The sequence below is a fragment of the Limosilactobacillus ingluviei str. Autruche 4 genome, from assembly GCF_000312405.1.
In the GTDB taxonomy this organism is placed as follows: Bacteria; Bacillota; Bacilli; order Lactobacillales; family Lactobacillaceae; genus Limosilactobacillus; species Limosilactobacillus ingluviei.
The window spans coordinates 508,564-525,005 of the sequence record NZ_HE997173.1 but is presented as its reverse complement, the minus strand read 5'-3'; the positions used below and the strand labels follow the sequence as shown (position 1 = coordinate 525,005).

General features: G+C 39.1%; 18 protein-coding genes. 17 read left to right on the top strand and 1 reads right to left on the bottom strand.

The features are described 5' to 3' along the window. Positions 1–486 precede the first annotated feature (486 nt). The 16 genes from BN54_RS02565 (at position 487) to BN54_RS02490 (ending at position 14,977) form a co-directional block, all read left to right on the top strand. Positions 487–1,491: an LCP family protein gene (locus tag BN54_RS02565; RefSeq protein ID WP_019205575.1), complete on the top strand. Its 1,005-nt coding sequence runs from the start codon at positions 487–489 to the stop codon at positions 1,489–1,491. Between the two features lie 2 nt (positions 1,492–1,493). Then, a complete protein-coding gene (locus BN54_RS02560; protein WP_019205574.1) occupies positions 1,494–2,339 on the top strand; it encodes a YveK family protein in 846 nt (281 codons plus the stop codon). A gap of 15 nt (positions 2,340–2,354) precedes the next feature. Further along, the gene (locus tag BN54_RS02555) at positions 2,355–3,098 is read left to right on the top strand and encodes a CpsD/CapB family tyrosine-protein kinase (protein WP_019205573.1); all 744 of its coding nucleotides are present in this window, start codon (positions 2,355–2,357) and stop codon (positions 3,096–3,098) included. Positions 3,099–3,143: 45 nt separating this feature from the next. Then, complete coding sequence (locus BN54_RS02550; RefSeq protein ID WP_019205572.1) at positions 3,144–3,917, top strand: tyrosine-protein phosphatase; 774 nt, start codon at positions 3,144–3,146, stop codon at positions 3,915–3,917. Positions 3,918–4,002: 85 nt separating this feature from the next. Continuing rightward, on the top strand, positions 4,003–4,656 hold the full coding sequence (locus tag BN54_RS02545) for a sugar transferase (protein ID WP_019205571.1): 654 nt from the start codon (positions 4,003–4,005) through the stop codon (positions 4,654–4,656). Positions 4,657–4,658: 2 nt separating this feature from the next. Continuing rightward, positions 4,659–5,429 (top strand): glycosyltransferase family 2 protein, encoded by a 771-nt coding sequence (locus tag BN54_RS02540; protein WP_019205570.1) that lies wholly within the window; start codon positions 4,659–4,661, stop codon positions 5,427–5,429. A 29-nt stretch (positions 5,430–5,458) separates the two neighbouring features. After that, a complete protein-coding gene (locus tag BN54_RS02535) occupies positions 5,459–6,112 on the top strand; it encodes a hypothetical protein (protein WP_019205569.1) in 654 nt (217 codons plus the stop codon). Then, entirely contained in the window at positions 6,109–6,744 is a 636-nt protein-coding gene (locus tag BN54_RS02530; protein WP_019205568.1) for a hypothetical protein, read from the top strand. The genes BN54_RS02535 and BN54_RS02530 overlap by 4 nt, the downstream gene beginning before the upstream one ends. Before the next feature lie 19 nt (positions 6,745–6,763). Continuing rightward, positions 6,764–7,858 (top strand): glycosyltransferase, encoded by a 1,095-nt coding sequence (locus BN54_RS09790; protein WP_019205567.1) that lies wholly within the window; start codon positions 6,764–6,766, stop codon positions 7,856–7,858. After that, entirely contained in the window at positions 7,848–8,819 is a 972-nt protein-coding gene (locus tag BN54_RS02520) for a glycosyltransferase (protein WP_019205566.1), read from the top strand. Before BN54_RS09790 ends, BN54_RS02520 begins: the two co-directional genes overlap by 11 nt. 8 nt (positions 8,820–8,827) lie before the next feature. Next, positions 8,828–9,649 (top strand): glycosyltransferase family 2 protein, encoded by an 822-nt coding sequence (locus BN54_RS02515; protein WP_019205565.1) that lies wholly within the window; start codon positions 8,828–8,830, stop codon positions 9,647–9,649. 14 nt (positions 9,650–9,663) lie between these two features. Further along, the gene (locus BN54_RS02510) at positions 9,664–10,722 is read left to right on the top strand and encodes a polysaccharide pyruvyl transferase family protein (protein WP_019205564.1); all 1,059 of its coding nucleotides are present in this window, start codon (positions 9,664–9,666) and stop codon (positions 10,720–10,722) included. Continuing rightward, on the top strand, positions 10,722–11,900 hold the full coding sequence (locus tag BN54_RS02505; protein WP_019205563.1) for an oligosaccharide flippase family protein: 1,179 nt from the start codon (positions 10,722–10,724) through the stop codon (positions 11,898–11,900). The genes BN54_RS02510 and BN54_RS02505 overlap by 1 nt, the downstream gene beginning before the upstream one ends. Positions 11,901–12,124: 224 nt before the next feature. Next, complete coding sequence (locus tag BN54_RS02500) at positions 12,125–12,943, top strand: glycosyltransferase (RefSeq protein ID WP_019205562.1); 819 nt, start codon at positions 12,125–12,127, stop codon at positions 12,941–12,943. Between the two features lie 45 nt (positions 12,944–12,988). Further along, entirely contained in the window at positions 12,989–14,110 is a 1,122-nt protein-coding gene (gene glf, locus BN54_RS02495; RefSeq protein ID WP_019205561.1) for a UDP-galactopyranose mutase, read from the top strand. A 99-nt stretch (positions 14,111–14,209) separates the two neighbouring features. Next, positions 14,210–14,977: a hypothetical protein gene (locus BN54_RS02490; RefSeq protein WP_019205560.1), complete on the top strand. Its 768-nt coding sequence runs from the start codon at positions 14,210–14,212 to the stop codon at positions 14,975–14,977. A gap of 56 nt (positions 14,978–15,033) precedes the next feature. On the opposite strand, the gene BN54_RS02485 is transcribed toward BN54_RS02490, so the two are convergent. Next, positions 15,034–15,726: a hypothetical protein gene (locus BN54_RS02485; protein ID WP_019205559.1), complete on the bottom strand. Its 693-nt coding sequence runs from the start codon at positions 15,724–15,726 to the stop codon at positions 15,034–15,036. A 535-nt stretch (positions 15,727–16,261) separates the two neighbouring features. Between BN54_RS02485 and tnpB the strand changes: the two genes are divergently transcribed. Further along, entirely contained in the window at positions 16,262–16,393 is a 132-nt protein-coding gene (gene tnpB / locus BN54_RS10570; RefSeq protein WP_081583791.1) for an IS66 family insertion sequence element accessory protein TnpB, read from the top strand. The last annotated feature ends 49 nt before the right edge of the window (positions 16,394–16,442 follow it).

Genomic DNA, 16,442 nt, shown 5'->3' with positions numbered 1-16,442 from the left:
TTTCTAGATATGTCGTATCTCGCGGGGCGCAGTGGTCAATTGCAAAAAATCATCATTCCTTCACAGTCTGCTCACCGCCCAGCAAAATATGAAGAGACCAGCGTCCGTCATTTTGGCCCGGCACACCAAAGGCGGAAGGGCTTTTTTCGGGGCACGGGGGATCAAAAATAAAAATAATCATACGATAAAATTTCGTAAACGGTTAGGCGCCTAATGACCGTCAAACCGGGCTTGGGGGCCAATTAGGGCAAAATTCCGGCCGGCCCCAACCGGCGAAAAGGCGCGCCAAGTATTGACACAACAGTAAATCAAGGGTAAATTTTAAGATGTTCTTAAAAAGAGTTTTTGGGGGAGAGTCGCGACGTTGAAGGTTACTTCAGCGGCCAAAACTCTCTTTTTAAATGGTAAAACTACCGTTTAAGTTTTGTCGCAAGCCGCTCCGAACCCGGGACGGCTGAATTTATGCGGAGATCCGGGAGGATTAAAATGGATCCAGAACAACAATATCAACAACCCGAACATCACCATCACCACCATCATCACCACCGCCACCACCGGCGCAAGGTGATGATGCGGGTAATTTGGGCGCTGATCGGGATCTTGGCCCTGGTGGCCCTCTTCTTTGTCGGGATGGCTTGGCGTAACGTCCGCGTCGCCACCAACACGATGTACTCGCCGTCGGGGATCAAGACCGACCTGCCGAAGAAGTTGGCGGCGAAAAAGCCAATCAACGTCCTCTTGTTGGGGACGGATACCGGGGCGCTCGGCCGTTCCTACAAGGGGCGGACGGATACGATCATGATGATGACCGTCAACCCGCAACAAAAGAAGACGACGATCGTCAGCTTGCCGCGGGACATGAAGGTGAACCTGCCAGACTATGCCGATGAATCGCCGGCCAAGATCAACGCCGCATACACGTACGGCGGGGTCAAGGAAACGATCAAGACGATTCAAAAGTACTACCAAGTGCCGATCGATGGCTATCTGCTGGTGAACATGGGCGGCCTGGAAAAGGCGATCAATCAAGTTGGCGGGGTTGAAGTGACGTCGCCGTTGACCTTTGATTACGAAGGCTACCACTTCACCAAGGGGACAACCTACACGATGAACGGGAAAAAGGCGCTTGCCTTCTCGCGGATGCGCTACGACGATCCGGATGGCGATTACGGTCGCCAAAAGCGGCAACGGATTATCATCATGGCCCTGTTAAAGAAAACGGCTTCGTACAAGGCGATCTTGAACCAAGCCTTCTTAAATTCAATTGCCAATGAATCGCAAACCGACTTCTCGCTCAAGGACATGACCAAGGTCGCCATGAACTACCGTGACGCAACCAAGACGGTCAAGTCTGATCATGCGCAGGGGGAGAGCCAAAATATTAATGGCGAATCCTTTGAAGTCGTCCCATCGGATGAAATGCAACGGATCTCAAACGAAATTCGCACGGCCCTGGGGCTGAATACGGTAAATTTAACGGAGAATGATTAAGCATGGAACAAGAAAACACGATTGATCTGCGCCGCTTGCTGGCGCTTTGTAAGAAGCACTTCCGCCTCTTTATCGTCTGGACGATTGGCCTCGGGGTAATTGCCTGGGGCTTGGCGGCCTTTGTAATTCCGGCCCAATACACGGCCACGACCCAAATTTTGGTTAACCAAAAAAACAGTGACAACAACGGTCAGGCCTACGCCAACCAACAGGCCGACGTCAACATGATCAACACCTACAAGGACATCATCACCAACCAGGTGATCCTCGGGGCGGCCAGCAAGGAACTGTCCAATCCGGTCAAGGTGGTCAAGGAAGCCCAACCGGCCAAGTACGAAACCTTAGCCGACGGCACCAAGCAACTGGTCCGGCCCGCTAAGCCGGCGGTGCGCAGCCACGGCAAGGCCTACGACTTGTCAGCCGGGGATTTAAAGAGCATGGTCTCCATCAAGACCCAATCCAACTCGCAAGTCTTTGCCTTGAGTGCCAAGGCTAATGACCCGGCCGAAGCCAAGGCGGTCGCCAACACGATTGCTTCGACCTTTAAGAAGAAGATCAAGTCGGTGATGTCCGTCAACAACGTCACGATCGTCTCCAAGGCGACGACGCCCACTAAGCCATCCTTCCCGCGGCCGAAGCTCTTTGCCCTGGCCGGGGCGGTGCTTGGGCTCTTGCTGTCCTTTGCCTGGATCGTGCTGCGCGATCTGATGGACACGACCGTTCGCGATGACGACTTTATGACCGACGAACTGGGCTTAACCAACCTCGGCCAAGTCGGCAAGATCCGGATGGACAAGAACTTCCAATTGCGCCAAGTCAACACCAACGCCGGGACGCGCCGGGTCTAAGGAGGAGAAGAAAGCATGGGTTTATTTAAACGAAAGAATAAGAAATACTCCACCGATACGATGGACAACGGGGCAATGCTGATCACGGTTGCCGACCCGAAGAATCCGGTGGCTGAACAATTCCGGACGATCCGGACCAATATCCACTTCATGAGTGTCGACAAGCCGCTGCGCCGGGTTGCTTTCACTTCCTCGAACGTCAGTGAAGGGAAGTCAACGGTAACGGCCAACGTTGCCATCACCTGGGCCCAAGAAGGCAAGCGGGTCCTTTTGATCGACGCCGACTTGCGCCGGTCGACCTTGCACACCACCTTTGGCGTGCCAAACCACCACGGGTTGACGACCGTCCTGACCAGTGCGGTCAGCGAAATCGACCTGAGCCAGGTGATCATGGACTCTGGCGTGGAAAACCTCGATGTCCTGCCCGCCGGGCCGGTGCCGCCGAACCCGAGTGAACTGTTGAACTCACAGCGGATGACTGCCTTCTTGGACGCGGTCGAACCAATTTATGACATCATCGTCCTCGACGTGCCACCGCTGCTGGAAGTAACCGATACCCAGGCCTTGTCCGGGAAGCTCGACGGCGTGATCTTAGTTGTCCGCGCCGGCGTGACCCAAAAGGCGGCCGTTTCCCGGGCGGTGGAAATGCTGAAGATTTCCAAGGCCCGCTTACTCGGCTACGTGATGAACGATGTCGATGGCGAAGATGCTGCCTACGGCTATGGTTACGGCTATGGCTACGGGGAAGAAGAAAAGTAATTCAAAAATTGATACCCTGCCTTAGCAGGGGAAAGGGGAGGTCTCATGGGCTTAATCGATCTGCACTGTCACTTACTGCCGGGCTTAGATGATGGATCACCAGATTTGGAAACGTCATTAAAATTGGCACAAGATGCCGTGAACGACGGGGTTAGCCATGCGGTGGTGACGCCGCACCATTTGAATGGACGGTACGTCAACCATAAGCAAGACGTTTTAAAGGCGGCGACGGCTTTTCAAGCGGCCTTGAAGGATGCTAACATTCCGCTGACGATCTTTGCTGGCCAGGAAGTGCGGCTGAGTGATCGAATTATCCCGGCCTTAGATGAAGATGACATCCTCTTTACCGATGCCGACGGCAAGTACATGCTGCTGGAATTTCCAAGCAGCGAAGTGCCGAACTACGCTAAGTCGGTAATTTTCCAGCTCCAGCAGCGCGGGATCACCCCGGTGATCGTGCACCCGGAGCGCAATAAGCAGATCCTTAACAAGCCGGAACTCTTAGCCGACTTCTTACAAAATGGCTGTCTGACCCAATTAACCGCCAGTTCCTACTTAGGGACCTTTGGCAAGGAAATTGAAAAGGTCACGACCCAGTTCATTGCCGCCGGTCAGGGGACAATTCTGGCCTCGGACGCCCATGCGCTTTCGCACCGCGAATACGAACTGGGCGAAGGACTGGCCAAGCTGGCTAAACAATTTGGCCAGGATGTCGCTGATCAGTACCAAGCCAACGCCAAAGCTTTGATCAATGGCGATTTGGTCGCGATGCATTGGCGACCGTTAAAGAAGAAAAAGAAGTTTTTGGGCTTATTTTAAATTTTATAGGGGGGGGGGACACAGAGCCGCTTATTACAGTAACGGTTAAGTACCTGCTCCCCTTATTTTGAAGGGAGGAAATGCAATGGGAATTCCAGCGAGTGATCAAAGCAATCGATCAAAGAGATTGTATGGGTCAGTATTTAAACGTTTTTTTGATTTCGTATTTGCTACTTTACTTGCCATCTTGCTATTCCCTTTGATGGGAATTTTGGCGGTATGGATTAAGCTAGATTCCAAGGGGCCGATTCTTTTCAAGCAACAAAGAGTAGGAAAAGGCGGAAAGCTTTTTACGATCTACAAGTTTCGCTCAATGAGTGATGATGCCCCCCACCAAATGGCGACTTCGGAATTCAGTAGTGCGGAAAGCTACATTACTAGAAGTGGTAGGATCATGAGAAAAGCGAGCTTAGATGAGTTGCCACAGTTATTTAATGTCATTAAAGGGGAGATGTCGTTCATTGGCCCGCGTCCGCTAATCCCCAAAGAAAAAAAAGTTCTGAAATTACGTCGGGCTAATGGATCAGAGCAGATTTTACCAGGAATAACGGGACTTGCTCAAGTACGTGGACGAGATGAAGTTACGGATGTTGAAAAAGCTGGTTATGATGGAGAATATGCTCAAACTCTAAGCTTAAAATCGGATGTTAAAATTATAATTAAAACTATTTTTGATGTTATCCAAAGTCGTGGGATCCATGACGGAAAAACTAATAATAAACCAAAGGAAAATAATTAATTATGATAAATGACTACCAACAAGGACTAGTGTCTATTATTATGCCTTGCTACAATGGTGAACAATTTTTAACTGAAACAATAAAATCTGTTCAATCACAAACGTATACTAATTGGGAATTATTAGTAATAGATGATGGATCGACAGATGATTCAGTCAATATAGTAAGATCATTTGATAAAGATGATAGTAGAATTTTTCAAATATCGCAGAAAAATGCAGGATCAGCTGTAGCACGTAATAACGGTATCAGACGATCTAAGGGGCAATATCTTGCATTACTGGATTCAGATGATCTTTGGATGCCAGATTTTTTGAATAGTCAAATTAACTTCATGAAAAAAAAGAATGCAGTGTGTGTATGTTGTACGTATGGAAGAATAGATGAAGATTCAAATGACATCTTGAAGCCTGTCAAAGCCAAGCCAGTAATTACTTCTAAAGATATGGAAGCGATTGATTATATAGGATGTTTAGCTGGTTTATATGATCAGTCTAAATATGGAAAGATTTATCTACACGAAGAACTTAAGAGCTTATTAGATGATTATGCTTTTTGGATTGATGTTGTAAATCTGGAAGGTGTAGCATATGGAAACTCCGAATTACTCGCAAAGTATCGCTTAAGAAAGAATTCTTTAACTGGAAAGAAAAGTAAGTTGATTAAGGTTCATTATCAATTCTATCGTAATTATAGGAAATTTGGATTGATTAAAAGTTTAGAATGTGTCTTACGGTGGGGGATAGCAGGTGTAATTAAATATTCAAATTAATTTACTTGAAATAGTAGGGTGAACATTAGATGAGTATTACAGCAAAAGAAAAATTTTTAGAAAATGATCGTGGTGAAAAGTTTCGATTGTTAAAACTGTGTTGGATGATGTATGTGTTATTTCCTTTTCGGTTAAATGGGATTTCTACGTTACAAAATCTGATCTACTATGGTTTGTCAATAGTTTTTGTATGTATTTTTTTCATTCAATTAAATAAGAGAAAAGTAGATAGAAAATATCTATCAAAAGTCATTGGCTATTTATTTATATTGGCAATTATTACTATTTTTGCTTATGTCGTTCCAATTGTAAAAAATACAAATGATACCAGTTATTTTAGCTATTTCCTTTACTATTGGGGACGGATTATCGTTCTAATGGGAACACTAGCTCTGTGTCAAACAGTAATTAGGTATCTCGACTTAATTATTGATGCTATTAACCTTTATGTAATATGTTCAATTTTCTTGTTGATTCCATCGTTCCATAATTTTTATGCAGGGATCATTAGTGTCTCTAGTACAACAAGCGCTGAGCGTTTAGAGCAATTATATAGTCAAACGTATTATACGCGATTTGGATTACAAGGTTTTTCAGGCTTTGGTGCAACATTAATGTGTACAATCTCAGTGTTATTGAGTTGCTATTTGATAGTTATCAGTATTAATAAGAAAAAAGTATGAAGCCCTATGTTCTTAGAGTGGTTATTTCATTAATCGGTACCGCTTTATATGGACGGATTGGTTTTTTAGTATCTCTAGTATTGATCGCTATGACGTTGCTTTATGTGGCCATTTTTTATAATAAATATGGAATGTTACTATCAATATGTGGAGTTGGTATTCTTGTAATTATTCTTTTTGTTGCCAATGCGCAAACTTTAAGGCAAATTAACAGTATTAATTGGATGTTTGAAGGCTTCTTTAACTATTTGGATTCAGGAAAGTTTTCAACAAAGTCATCAACTGTGTTAATGTCCATGTTTGTTCATCCTAGTTCGCAGACTATTTTATTTGGGGATGGATATTATACTGTAATGGGGAAGTACTACATGTCAACAGACGTTGGTTTTCTCAGACCGTTATTATTTTTTGGCATTTTTGGCGAATTTTTGTATTACCTCCAAATTTTGCCACTTTTGAAAGCTATTTATGATCGGCTAAAAAATTTAAATGCTAGTTTTTTTGTAATGAGTGTTGTAGTATTGCTTGTATTATTTGAATTTAAAGGGGAATCATTGATGACGGTTAGCAATATGCTTTTTGTAATTACATTAGCAGTTGCTCTTAAAAGCCGCATAAGTTCCCAATTGTAAAATTGACAGAGGATAGCTAATGAATTCTGAAAAAAAGAGTCTTTTTGTCACAAATCAATTTGAAACAGGTGGAGTAGAAACTGTTTTTTATAATCTGACTAATAATTTGAAAATAAATGCATTGTTATTTCCGTTACACGCTAATACTAACAAACAGTTAATTGATGCATTGCCTAAAAATGTTACTCTAATAAGGAATCGTTATCACCTAAAAAGAAGTCCACTTGGCTTAGTAATGACTGTATATGCTGCTATTAAATATCGAAAACAGTTTCGACATTCAAATGTTTCAATCATCAACTTTAGCGATACTTTAACGACGCTTCTGTTCTCGTACATTTTAAATCCTAAAAATGTCAATTCTTGGATTCATTGTAATCCTGAGGCTTTAAAAAATGCTGCAACTTATCCAGTATATTGGTGGCTATTGGGCAGATGTAAGAATTTAATTTTTATATCTGAATCACAAAAAGAACTTTTCTTTATGATGAAGGAAAGTCGTCATATAGATCCTAAAAAAGCAGTTGTTTGTACTAACTTTATTGACGCTGAAATTAACAAAAAGGCAGATCAACCCATTAAAATTGAGCAGCCTTTTTTCTTTATTGCTGCAAGGTTAGATTTACGATCAAAAGATTACCTAACTTTAATTGAAGCCTATTCTTTGCTCCCTGAAAGGATTCGGAAGATCTACTCGTTAGTTATTGCTGGTGATGGTCCGGATAAAACGGTTATTAAAAAGTATATAAAAAATAAAGAATTAGAAGACCGGATAATCCTTTTAGGAAATATTTTAAATCCTTTTTCGTATATGGCTAAGGCAGCAGTTGTTATTCATGCATCGATTTCAGAAGGATTTGCAATGTCAATTTTGGAAGCGTTGGCTTGTGGTGCAACGGTTGTTGCTGCTGATTGTCACGTTGGACCTAGTGAAATCTTAAATAAGGGACAGTATGGGTATTTGTATGAGCCGGGTGATGCTAAAAGATTGTCTGAACAAATTGGCGTGGCACTCAATAGCAAAATCTCACCAGATGTTGCTAAAAAACGTGCTTTTGAAATTACACAGCTAGGAATTAATCAAGCAAAGGAATTTTTAGAAAATGACAACTAGAAATACTATTACTGCAATTGTTGTAACCTATAACCGAAAAAAAGAATTAATTCGCTGTTTGGAGGCTGTGTTTGCTCAAAGTGCATTAATAGATAATATTTTGATAATTGATAACGCTTCAAGTGATCAAACAGAAGAGCATTTAGCTAATAAATATGGGTACGATTCTAGTAAGGTAATTGGAAATGTTCCAGTAAAGGTTTTTCAACATGGAAAAACTAATGTTTTTATTTATCGAAGTGAATTTAACGGAGGAGGATCTAGAGGGTTCTACCTAGGTATGAAATTTGCTTTTGAAAAATTCGATACGGATTTATATTGGATGATGGATGATGATGGTTATCCTAGTTCAAATTGTTTAGAACAATTAATGACAAAAGTGGATCAATATGACTATCTAATGCCTGTTTCCATTGATATAGCTGACCATTCTCAACTTTCCTGGCCAGTAAGAAATAAGAAGGGGGTTAAGGTAATAGAATATCAAGATTTGAAACAATCTTGGGGTAAAATTATGAATTTTGTCACTCCGTTTAACGGAGTTTTATTAACTAAAAATTGTGTCGAAAAGGTTGGATACATTAATAAAAACTTTTTCATCTGGGGAGACGAGTATGATCATTATTGGCGGTGCAAAAAAGAAGGAATCAATCCAGTTACGTTATTAGATGCAGAATTTTATCATCCATCACAAAAACTACCGCTTGTTAAAATATGTTTTGGCTTAACATCAGCACCATATGTGGACTCAAAGCTTCGCATGGTATGTTTAGCCCGTAATTATACTTATATTTATAAACATTACGGTCAAGGATATAAAATTCCACTTAAATTTTTGCAATATACTTGGCTATTTTTAATTACTCGTCATTTTGACTTTGAAGGATGGCAGTTGTATATAAAATCTGTTGGTGACGGATTACGTGGTGATTTTACACGTCACCAACAGTATTTAAAGTAGGTGTAAATTTGAGTGACTTAGTGAGTATACTAATACCAGTGTACAATGAACCAATAGAGTATATTAGACAAGCAGTTGATTCAATTAGATATCAAACATATAAAAATCTTGAATTAGTGATTATTATTGATAATCCAGACCATCATGAAGCTATAGAATATTTAACGAGTATATCTAATAATGATGCTCGCGTCAGAGTATATACAAATGAACAAAATCTAGGACTTCCAAAGACATTAAATAAAGCAATAGATTTATCACACGGTAGTTTAATTGCGAGAATGGATGCTGATGATTGGTCGACTGAGAAAAGAATTGAGTCACAAGTTGAGTATATTAATAATTTTGGAGTCGATTTAGTTGCTTCTAATGTTGTTGATATGGATGAGTCAGGTAATCTCCTTGGTACAGGAACAAAGTATCCAATAAGCTCTAGAGGAATAAATAATTATCTGAAATATGGTGATTGTCTGCCCCATCCAACTTGGTTGGGAAAACGAAGGATATTTGAGAATTTAGCGGGATATCGTGAGATTGAAGCGTGCGAGGATTATGATTTTGTAGTACGTGGAGCGATATTAAGATATAGTTACGGTTTAATTGTAGAACCATTGGTACGGTATCGAATTAATATGAAGGGGATTTCGCAAACTAAAAAAGTAAAACAAATTGCGGCATCAAAAATCATTCAAAAAAATTATCGTTTAGGGTGTATTACACCAATTGATGATTTGCAAAGTGTGGCATTAAATTCAAAAAAAAGCAAAGCTTCTTTTGATAACCTAAAAAATAAAATAATGAGGAAATGGTGCTTGATTAAATATTCTTAAGAAGGAATTTCAATATGAAAGATTTGTTCAAAATAATAAAGAATGAAATAAAACGGTGGTTGATAGTAGCGAAGTATGCGGGCAAAACTCAAGATAGTGAAAAATTTTTAGCACATAAAAATAAAAAAAGAATTTTTTATATGATGGTTCCAACACATGGGAACCTAGGTGATCAGGCAATTGCGGAAGCAACGTATAAGCTTTTTAAAAGAGAATTTGCTGACTACGATGTTATTACAACATATGATGAAGATGTATATAAAGATATATATTTAATAAAAAAATGTATAACAAAAGATGATATAGTTGTTCTCCATGGCGGAGGCAATATGGGTGATTTGTACAAAACTGCTGAGCAACAAAGACAATGTATTGTACGGAACTTATTTGAATACAAAATAATTATTTTAACGCAAACTACTAATTATAGTGATTCGAAGTATGGTGAGTTTTTATTAAAGCGCACTCAAAAATTATTCAATAAATGTAAAGATCTTACTTTATGTGCTAGAGAAAATCGAACGTTTGAATTTATGAAGGTTAATTTCCCTAAGTCTAGAGTAGTGTTCATTCCTGATATTGTCTTTTCATTAGCAACAAAAAGGAATGAGCAGAATAGGGAATTTATAATGACATGTCTTCGTAGTGATGAGGAAAGTGTTCAAACGTCAGTTGGCTCTATTTTAAACTCCGTAGCTGAGCTTGACTCGAAGACGTTCATTTATGATACTTATGTTGCTCGAAGAATTGATAGTTCAAATCGTCAAGTTGAAGTTAATTCGATTATCAATCAATTTTATCGGGCTAAATTAGTTGTTACTGATAGAATGCATGGTATGGTATTAGCAGCGATTACTGGAACGCCATGTATTGTAACTAAGTCATTAGACTACAAAATTATTGGAACTTACCAGTGGATTAAAGATTTAAATTATATTAAATTAGTCAAGAAGCTTGATGGTGAAACACTTAGGCAATCGATACAAGAGCTAGAAAGTTTATCGGATAAGGATGAGATAAGAGTTAAAGAAAAGTATTTACTTGATTTAAGGACAAAACTTGGGGTTTCCTAATGAATAAATATAAGAAGCTTATTGGGAATTCAGTGATTTTTGCGATTGGGAATCTCGGCAGTAAACTAATGCAATTTGTCATGGTTCCTCTATATTCGTTTGCCCTTTCAACAAAAGAATTCGGTCAAACAGATATTATTACAACTATGGTTTCATTACTGTGCCCTATTGTGAGTTTAGAGATATTTGACGCTGTTTTTCGTTTTGCAATGGATAAAGAAAATAATGTGAAAAGAGTTTTTAGTAGCGGGATTGCAGTAACAACACTTGCAGCTATCTTTACACTGGCTCTTGGTACATTATTTGAATTTAGCAGCTTTTTAAAGGAATATCATATATTTTTGTCTGCCGTACTCTTAATTTGTACCATTTTCTATTCGCTGATTTCTAACTTTGCTCGTGCAATAGGCTATTCAAAAATGTTTGCTATTGCTGGAATGATTAATACATTCTTTATGGTGGTAATGAATATCATCTTATTGGTTTATCTTAGGATTGGAGTGTCTGGGTACGTTTTATCAATGATTATTGGACAGGCTACTGCAATCTTATTCCTATTGACCATTAAAGAAATTCATCTCAGTTTTAACATCTCTTTTATTGATGTTCAACTTACTAAAAAAATGTTAGTTTATAGCTTGCCGTTAATTCCTAATGCATTTTCTTGGTGGTTAAATTCATCGTCTGATAGGTTATTCATTACCCTTATGGTAGGAGCTGGGGCAAACGGAATTTATGCAATGGCGAATAAAATTCCAAATGCTCTTAATACATTAACCACTATTTTTTTTCAATCATGGCAAATTTCAGCAGTTGAAGAATATGATAATAAAGATGCAAAATTATTTATTTCAAACGTTTTTAACTTCTTTATGTATATTTTACTTTGCTGTTCAATTCTAATTTTAGCTATTGTGCGACCTTTATTTAAAGTGGTAATTGCACCAGGTTATTTTTCAGCTTGGCAAATTACTTATATAGTCTTGTGGTCATTAATTTATTCTAGTCTTTCTGGTGTATTAGGTACACTTTATACCGCTACCAAAAAAACTGCTCCTATTCTTATAACTACAATTTATGGTGCTCTAATTAATCTATTAGCAAGTTTGGTATTGATTCATTTTATTGGAATTTTTGGAGCTGCACTTGCTAATGTTATTTCTTTTTTGTTGTATTGATTATTCGTTACCGAGATTTAGCTAAAGATAATAAAATTAGATTGCATTTTGGTGATATCTTTTTCTGTCACGTAGTATATCTAGCTTACTCATTTAGTTTATTCATTATTAAATCTGATATAGCAGTTTTTGCAGTAGGGATTATAGTAACTGGTGCAATCTTAATATCTAAGCGCAAAGAGTTAAAGTCGATGCTTGCACATCGTTGAGAAGGAGTAATGAAGATGAAGTACTCTTATGTAACATATTTGGGTGATGATGGGTATCTCCAAGGTACGTTGGGATTAATTGCCTCACTGCACGTTGTGAAAAGTAAATACCCCTTGCTGATAATGATAAATAAACAAGGGGGAGTAAGTAAGAAAATTATTGATTATTTACAGTCAATTAATAATGTATCTGTTAAACTTATAGAACCTATTGTTGCAAATGACAATATTGCTAGAGAAAATGAGAATAGTAATCAGCCAAAATGGACTAATACTTTTTCTAAATTAAAGATATTTGATTTTACTGACTATGACAAACTAGTTTTCTTGGATTCGGATATGTTAGTTGTAAGTAACCTAGATAACTTATTTGAGAGAAAAAATATGTCGGCTGTATCTGCTGATGCGGAATATCCTGGGAACGACTATCATGAATTGAATTCGGGATTGTTAGTGATTGTTCCTAAAAAGGGCGAGAGTGAGAGATTATTGAATCTTGTGCCTACGACTTCTGATACGCCAATAGGTGATCAAGATATTCTTCATAGTGGTTTTCCTTTTTGGCGTAATACCCCAGATTTACATTTGGGATCTGAATACAATGTGTTTGTGAATCATGTTGATTACTATCGTAAACATATTTGGAAAAAAACTAATGAAAAAGTGATTCACTTTGTCGGCCCTCAAAAACCATGGCAGCTGAGCCCAGTTCAAAGTTTCTTATTTATACTAAAGAAAACGATTTGGTGGCGGCCATGCACTATTAAATATTTTCTGGTGTATCGTAAATTAATTCGTGATAATTTAAAAAAATATCAAGATTATGGCAACTAACTACTGATACAACAATATTTATTAGATTGTTGAAAGGAGAAGAATATGTCAAAGTATGATTATTTAGTCGTCGGGGCCGGCCTGTTTGGCGCGACCTTTGCTTACGAAGCGGCCAAGCGCGGTAAGCGGGTGAAGGTGATTGAAAAGCGCGACCACATCGCCGGAAATATCTACACCAAGGAAATTGCCGGGATTCAGGTCCACCAGTACGGCGCCCACATTTTCCATACTTCCAACAAGGAAATTTGGGACTATGTCAACCAATTCGCGGAATTCAACCGCTACACCAATTCACCGATTGCCAATTTCCACGGTGAAATTTACAACCTCCCCTTTAATATGAACACCTTCTCCAAGATGTGGGGAGTCAAGACGCCGGCCGAAGCTCAGGCCAAGATTGATGAGCAACGGCAAGAAATGGCGGGCAAGCAACCAGCCAACCTGGAAGAACAAGCCATTTCGCTGATTGGCCGCGACATTTACGAGAAACTGGTCAAGGGTTACACCGAAAAGCAGTGGGGCCAAAAGGCGACCGACCTGCCGGCTTTCATCATTCGCCGCTTGCCAGTCCGGCTGACCTACGACAACAACTACTTTAACGATGCCTACCAAGGGATTCCGATTGGTGGTTACACTCAGATCGTTGAAAAGATGCTGGCCAGCGACTTGATCGACGTCGAAACCGGGGTCGATTTCTTTGCCAAGCAAGCGGAATACGAAGCTGAATTCCCGAAGATTGTCTTTACCGGGATGATCGACCAGTACTTTGGCTACCAGCTCGGTGAGCTCCAATACCGGAGTTTGCGGTTTGAAACCGAAGAGTTGGATGTTGACAACTACCAAGGGAACGCGGTTGTCAATTATACGGACGACGAAACCCCGTATACCCGGGTGATCGAACACAAGCACTTTGAATTCGGCAAGGGCGACGCCAACAAGACGATCGTCACCAAGGAATACCCGGCCGACTGGCACCGCGGGGATGAACCATATTACCCGGTCAACAACCAGGCCAACAACAGCCTCTACAAGCAATATGCAAAACTGGCCGCTGACACTAAGCCGAACGTGATCTTCGGTGGCCGGCTCGGGCAGTACCGCTACTACGATATGGATCAGGTCCTCCACGCGGCCCTGATTACCGTGACAAAAGAGTTTGGAGAATAGCGTAGTCCAACTGTTGGTGTAATTCCCCGTCAAGTTGATGATTAGCTATTGTGTAGTATACTGTCTATATTAAATCCTTGGAAAGGAGTAACTTTTATTATGAAACATGTAATGGTGATGATATTGTTAGCCCTTTCCTTATTTTTCACAATTATAAATGTCTATAATTCGATAATTCACAAAACATATGTAAACCTTCTTGGATTTGCTGCGTTGGCTCCTATTTTTAATTCTTTGTATCAAGAATCTGATTTAATATATAAATTTTTCAATTCGGTAATGAGCTTTATTAAGAATGGAACTACTAGATTTAAAGTGATTTTTTATATTGCAAATGAGAATGATGATATTACTAAACAGGTGAATAAGGGTTTGCGTTTAGCTATCAGAGATTTGAGCCTTAAATTTTTAAAGGGACATCCTGGAGAATACGGTGGTGGTTATTACAAAGGAAGACTGATAACAAACACTCAAGTAGAATTTCTACTTGAAATAAGTAATGATGGAATTCCACCAAAAATAGGTAACATTGCTGTGAAGCTTGAATTTCAAATATCTATGCGTGATGTAATGAGCTGTTGGAGGTTGGCTAAGGATTTTAGAAGTAAGTTTCTGGAACAAATTGAAAATGACTATCCACGAGTTGGAGTTGCAATTAGTCTGCCTAAAAATTCTCCTAATCCTTTTTATCGTTTAACGTTTAGAGTTCCTAAATTCTATAATATCGATAATTTCGAATTGAAATTTAAGAAAAATAGAGATTTGACCGTTAGTGTTAGACAAAATGAAGTTTATGCTGATACAACACATATTAGTGATTTAGATGGTATTATTGCAGAATGTATCCCATTCTCTAATTTAATATAAAATTAAAAATCGACGTTCCTCTCATATTTAATTAAAAAAGGAATGTCGATAACTAATTAATGAATATACTGCAACTTTTGAAATGCACTGACCGCAAATTCAAGCATCGGAACTTCTTTTTCATCAAAACGAGAAATTCTGTTATACACAACTAATGTGCCAGATTGTGTAATTGAAATAGTATAGGCAGTGTTACCAATATCCATAACACCAATAATTTGAGTAGCATCATCATTTTGGATTGCTAATAATGCTTCGGTATTTTCATCAACAGCTGTACCATTGAATGTTTTATTGTTAACACCTTGATCATTGCTATTAAAGCGAATTCCCTTTGTTTGTTCAAAGTACGGGGAGATTTTATCAAAATCAAAATGAATATTGCTAAAATCAAAAGTAACCTGGGGAGTATCTTTTAACGCAGATAAGAAACTTTTGGTTACGGGAGTAATGGCTTCGGAAAACAGTAACTGAGTTTCTTTGCTGTAATACATGTTAAAAGCAAATTTCTTTTTGAATTGATCCAGAGAGATATATTCTTCGAGTTGTGGAATATAAGCACTGATTTCTTCGTTAATGTCTTTAGAAAAAGTACACTTAAGAATTTCAAAGCTAATTTTGCTTTCTGTGGTCAAGGTTTTTTGAGTACGATTAATTGTTCCTAGAGGAACATTAGCTTTTGTAATTTCAGTAAGACCGGTTGGAATGTCAAAATTTTTAACATTTCGAATAGAAATTGATTTAACCATATTTTAATCTCCTTTAATTACTGAATCTTCTTAAATATTATACTCCCTTAAATTGACATTTCAGGAAAAATGATGTTGCAATCTTAAAAAATTATCTTCTTAGATTCATGTCAAGGGCGGTTTGAATCATGATTCAATGCTAGATGGTCCCAAACGATTTTTGTCGCTGATGGACCATGTGCTTCTACTTTCCAATTTTTCGTTTGGCTCCTTGATTTCTTACCGTAATCTATCAAATCCGGCTTCCGTCCTTATTTTGTTGTTTACGATAAGCACAGCATAACCGACCGGATTTAAACTTTAATTAGGACCTTCTATACTTAGGGAAACTCAACTATAGGAGGTCTTTATTTATGATTCAAGAAGTTGTAGAGGTAGGTACGCCAACGGCCAAGCCGGTTTCACCGCTGTCCAACAAGCGTCATTCGGCAAAAACGTTAGCTGCTTCAGTTTACCTTAAATAAGCTAAGAGTAAACCTCTATCAAGGTGCTGATCCTGAATTAGCTGCCAAGTTACTAACTGTAATGATGAACCATGTTGATTAACTGGGCCGCGCCGCGGCATGTCTATATCGTTTGTGGGAAAACTGACTTACGGAAAGGAATTGACGGCTTAGCTCTAATAGTTGAAGAAAATTATGGTCTTCAATTCGTACAATACCCTTAGAGGTTGACACTTTTAAAAATGGGTTCTACAATATTTGGTACTGATGGGG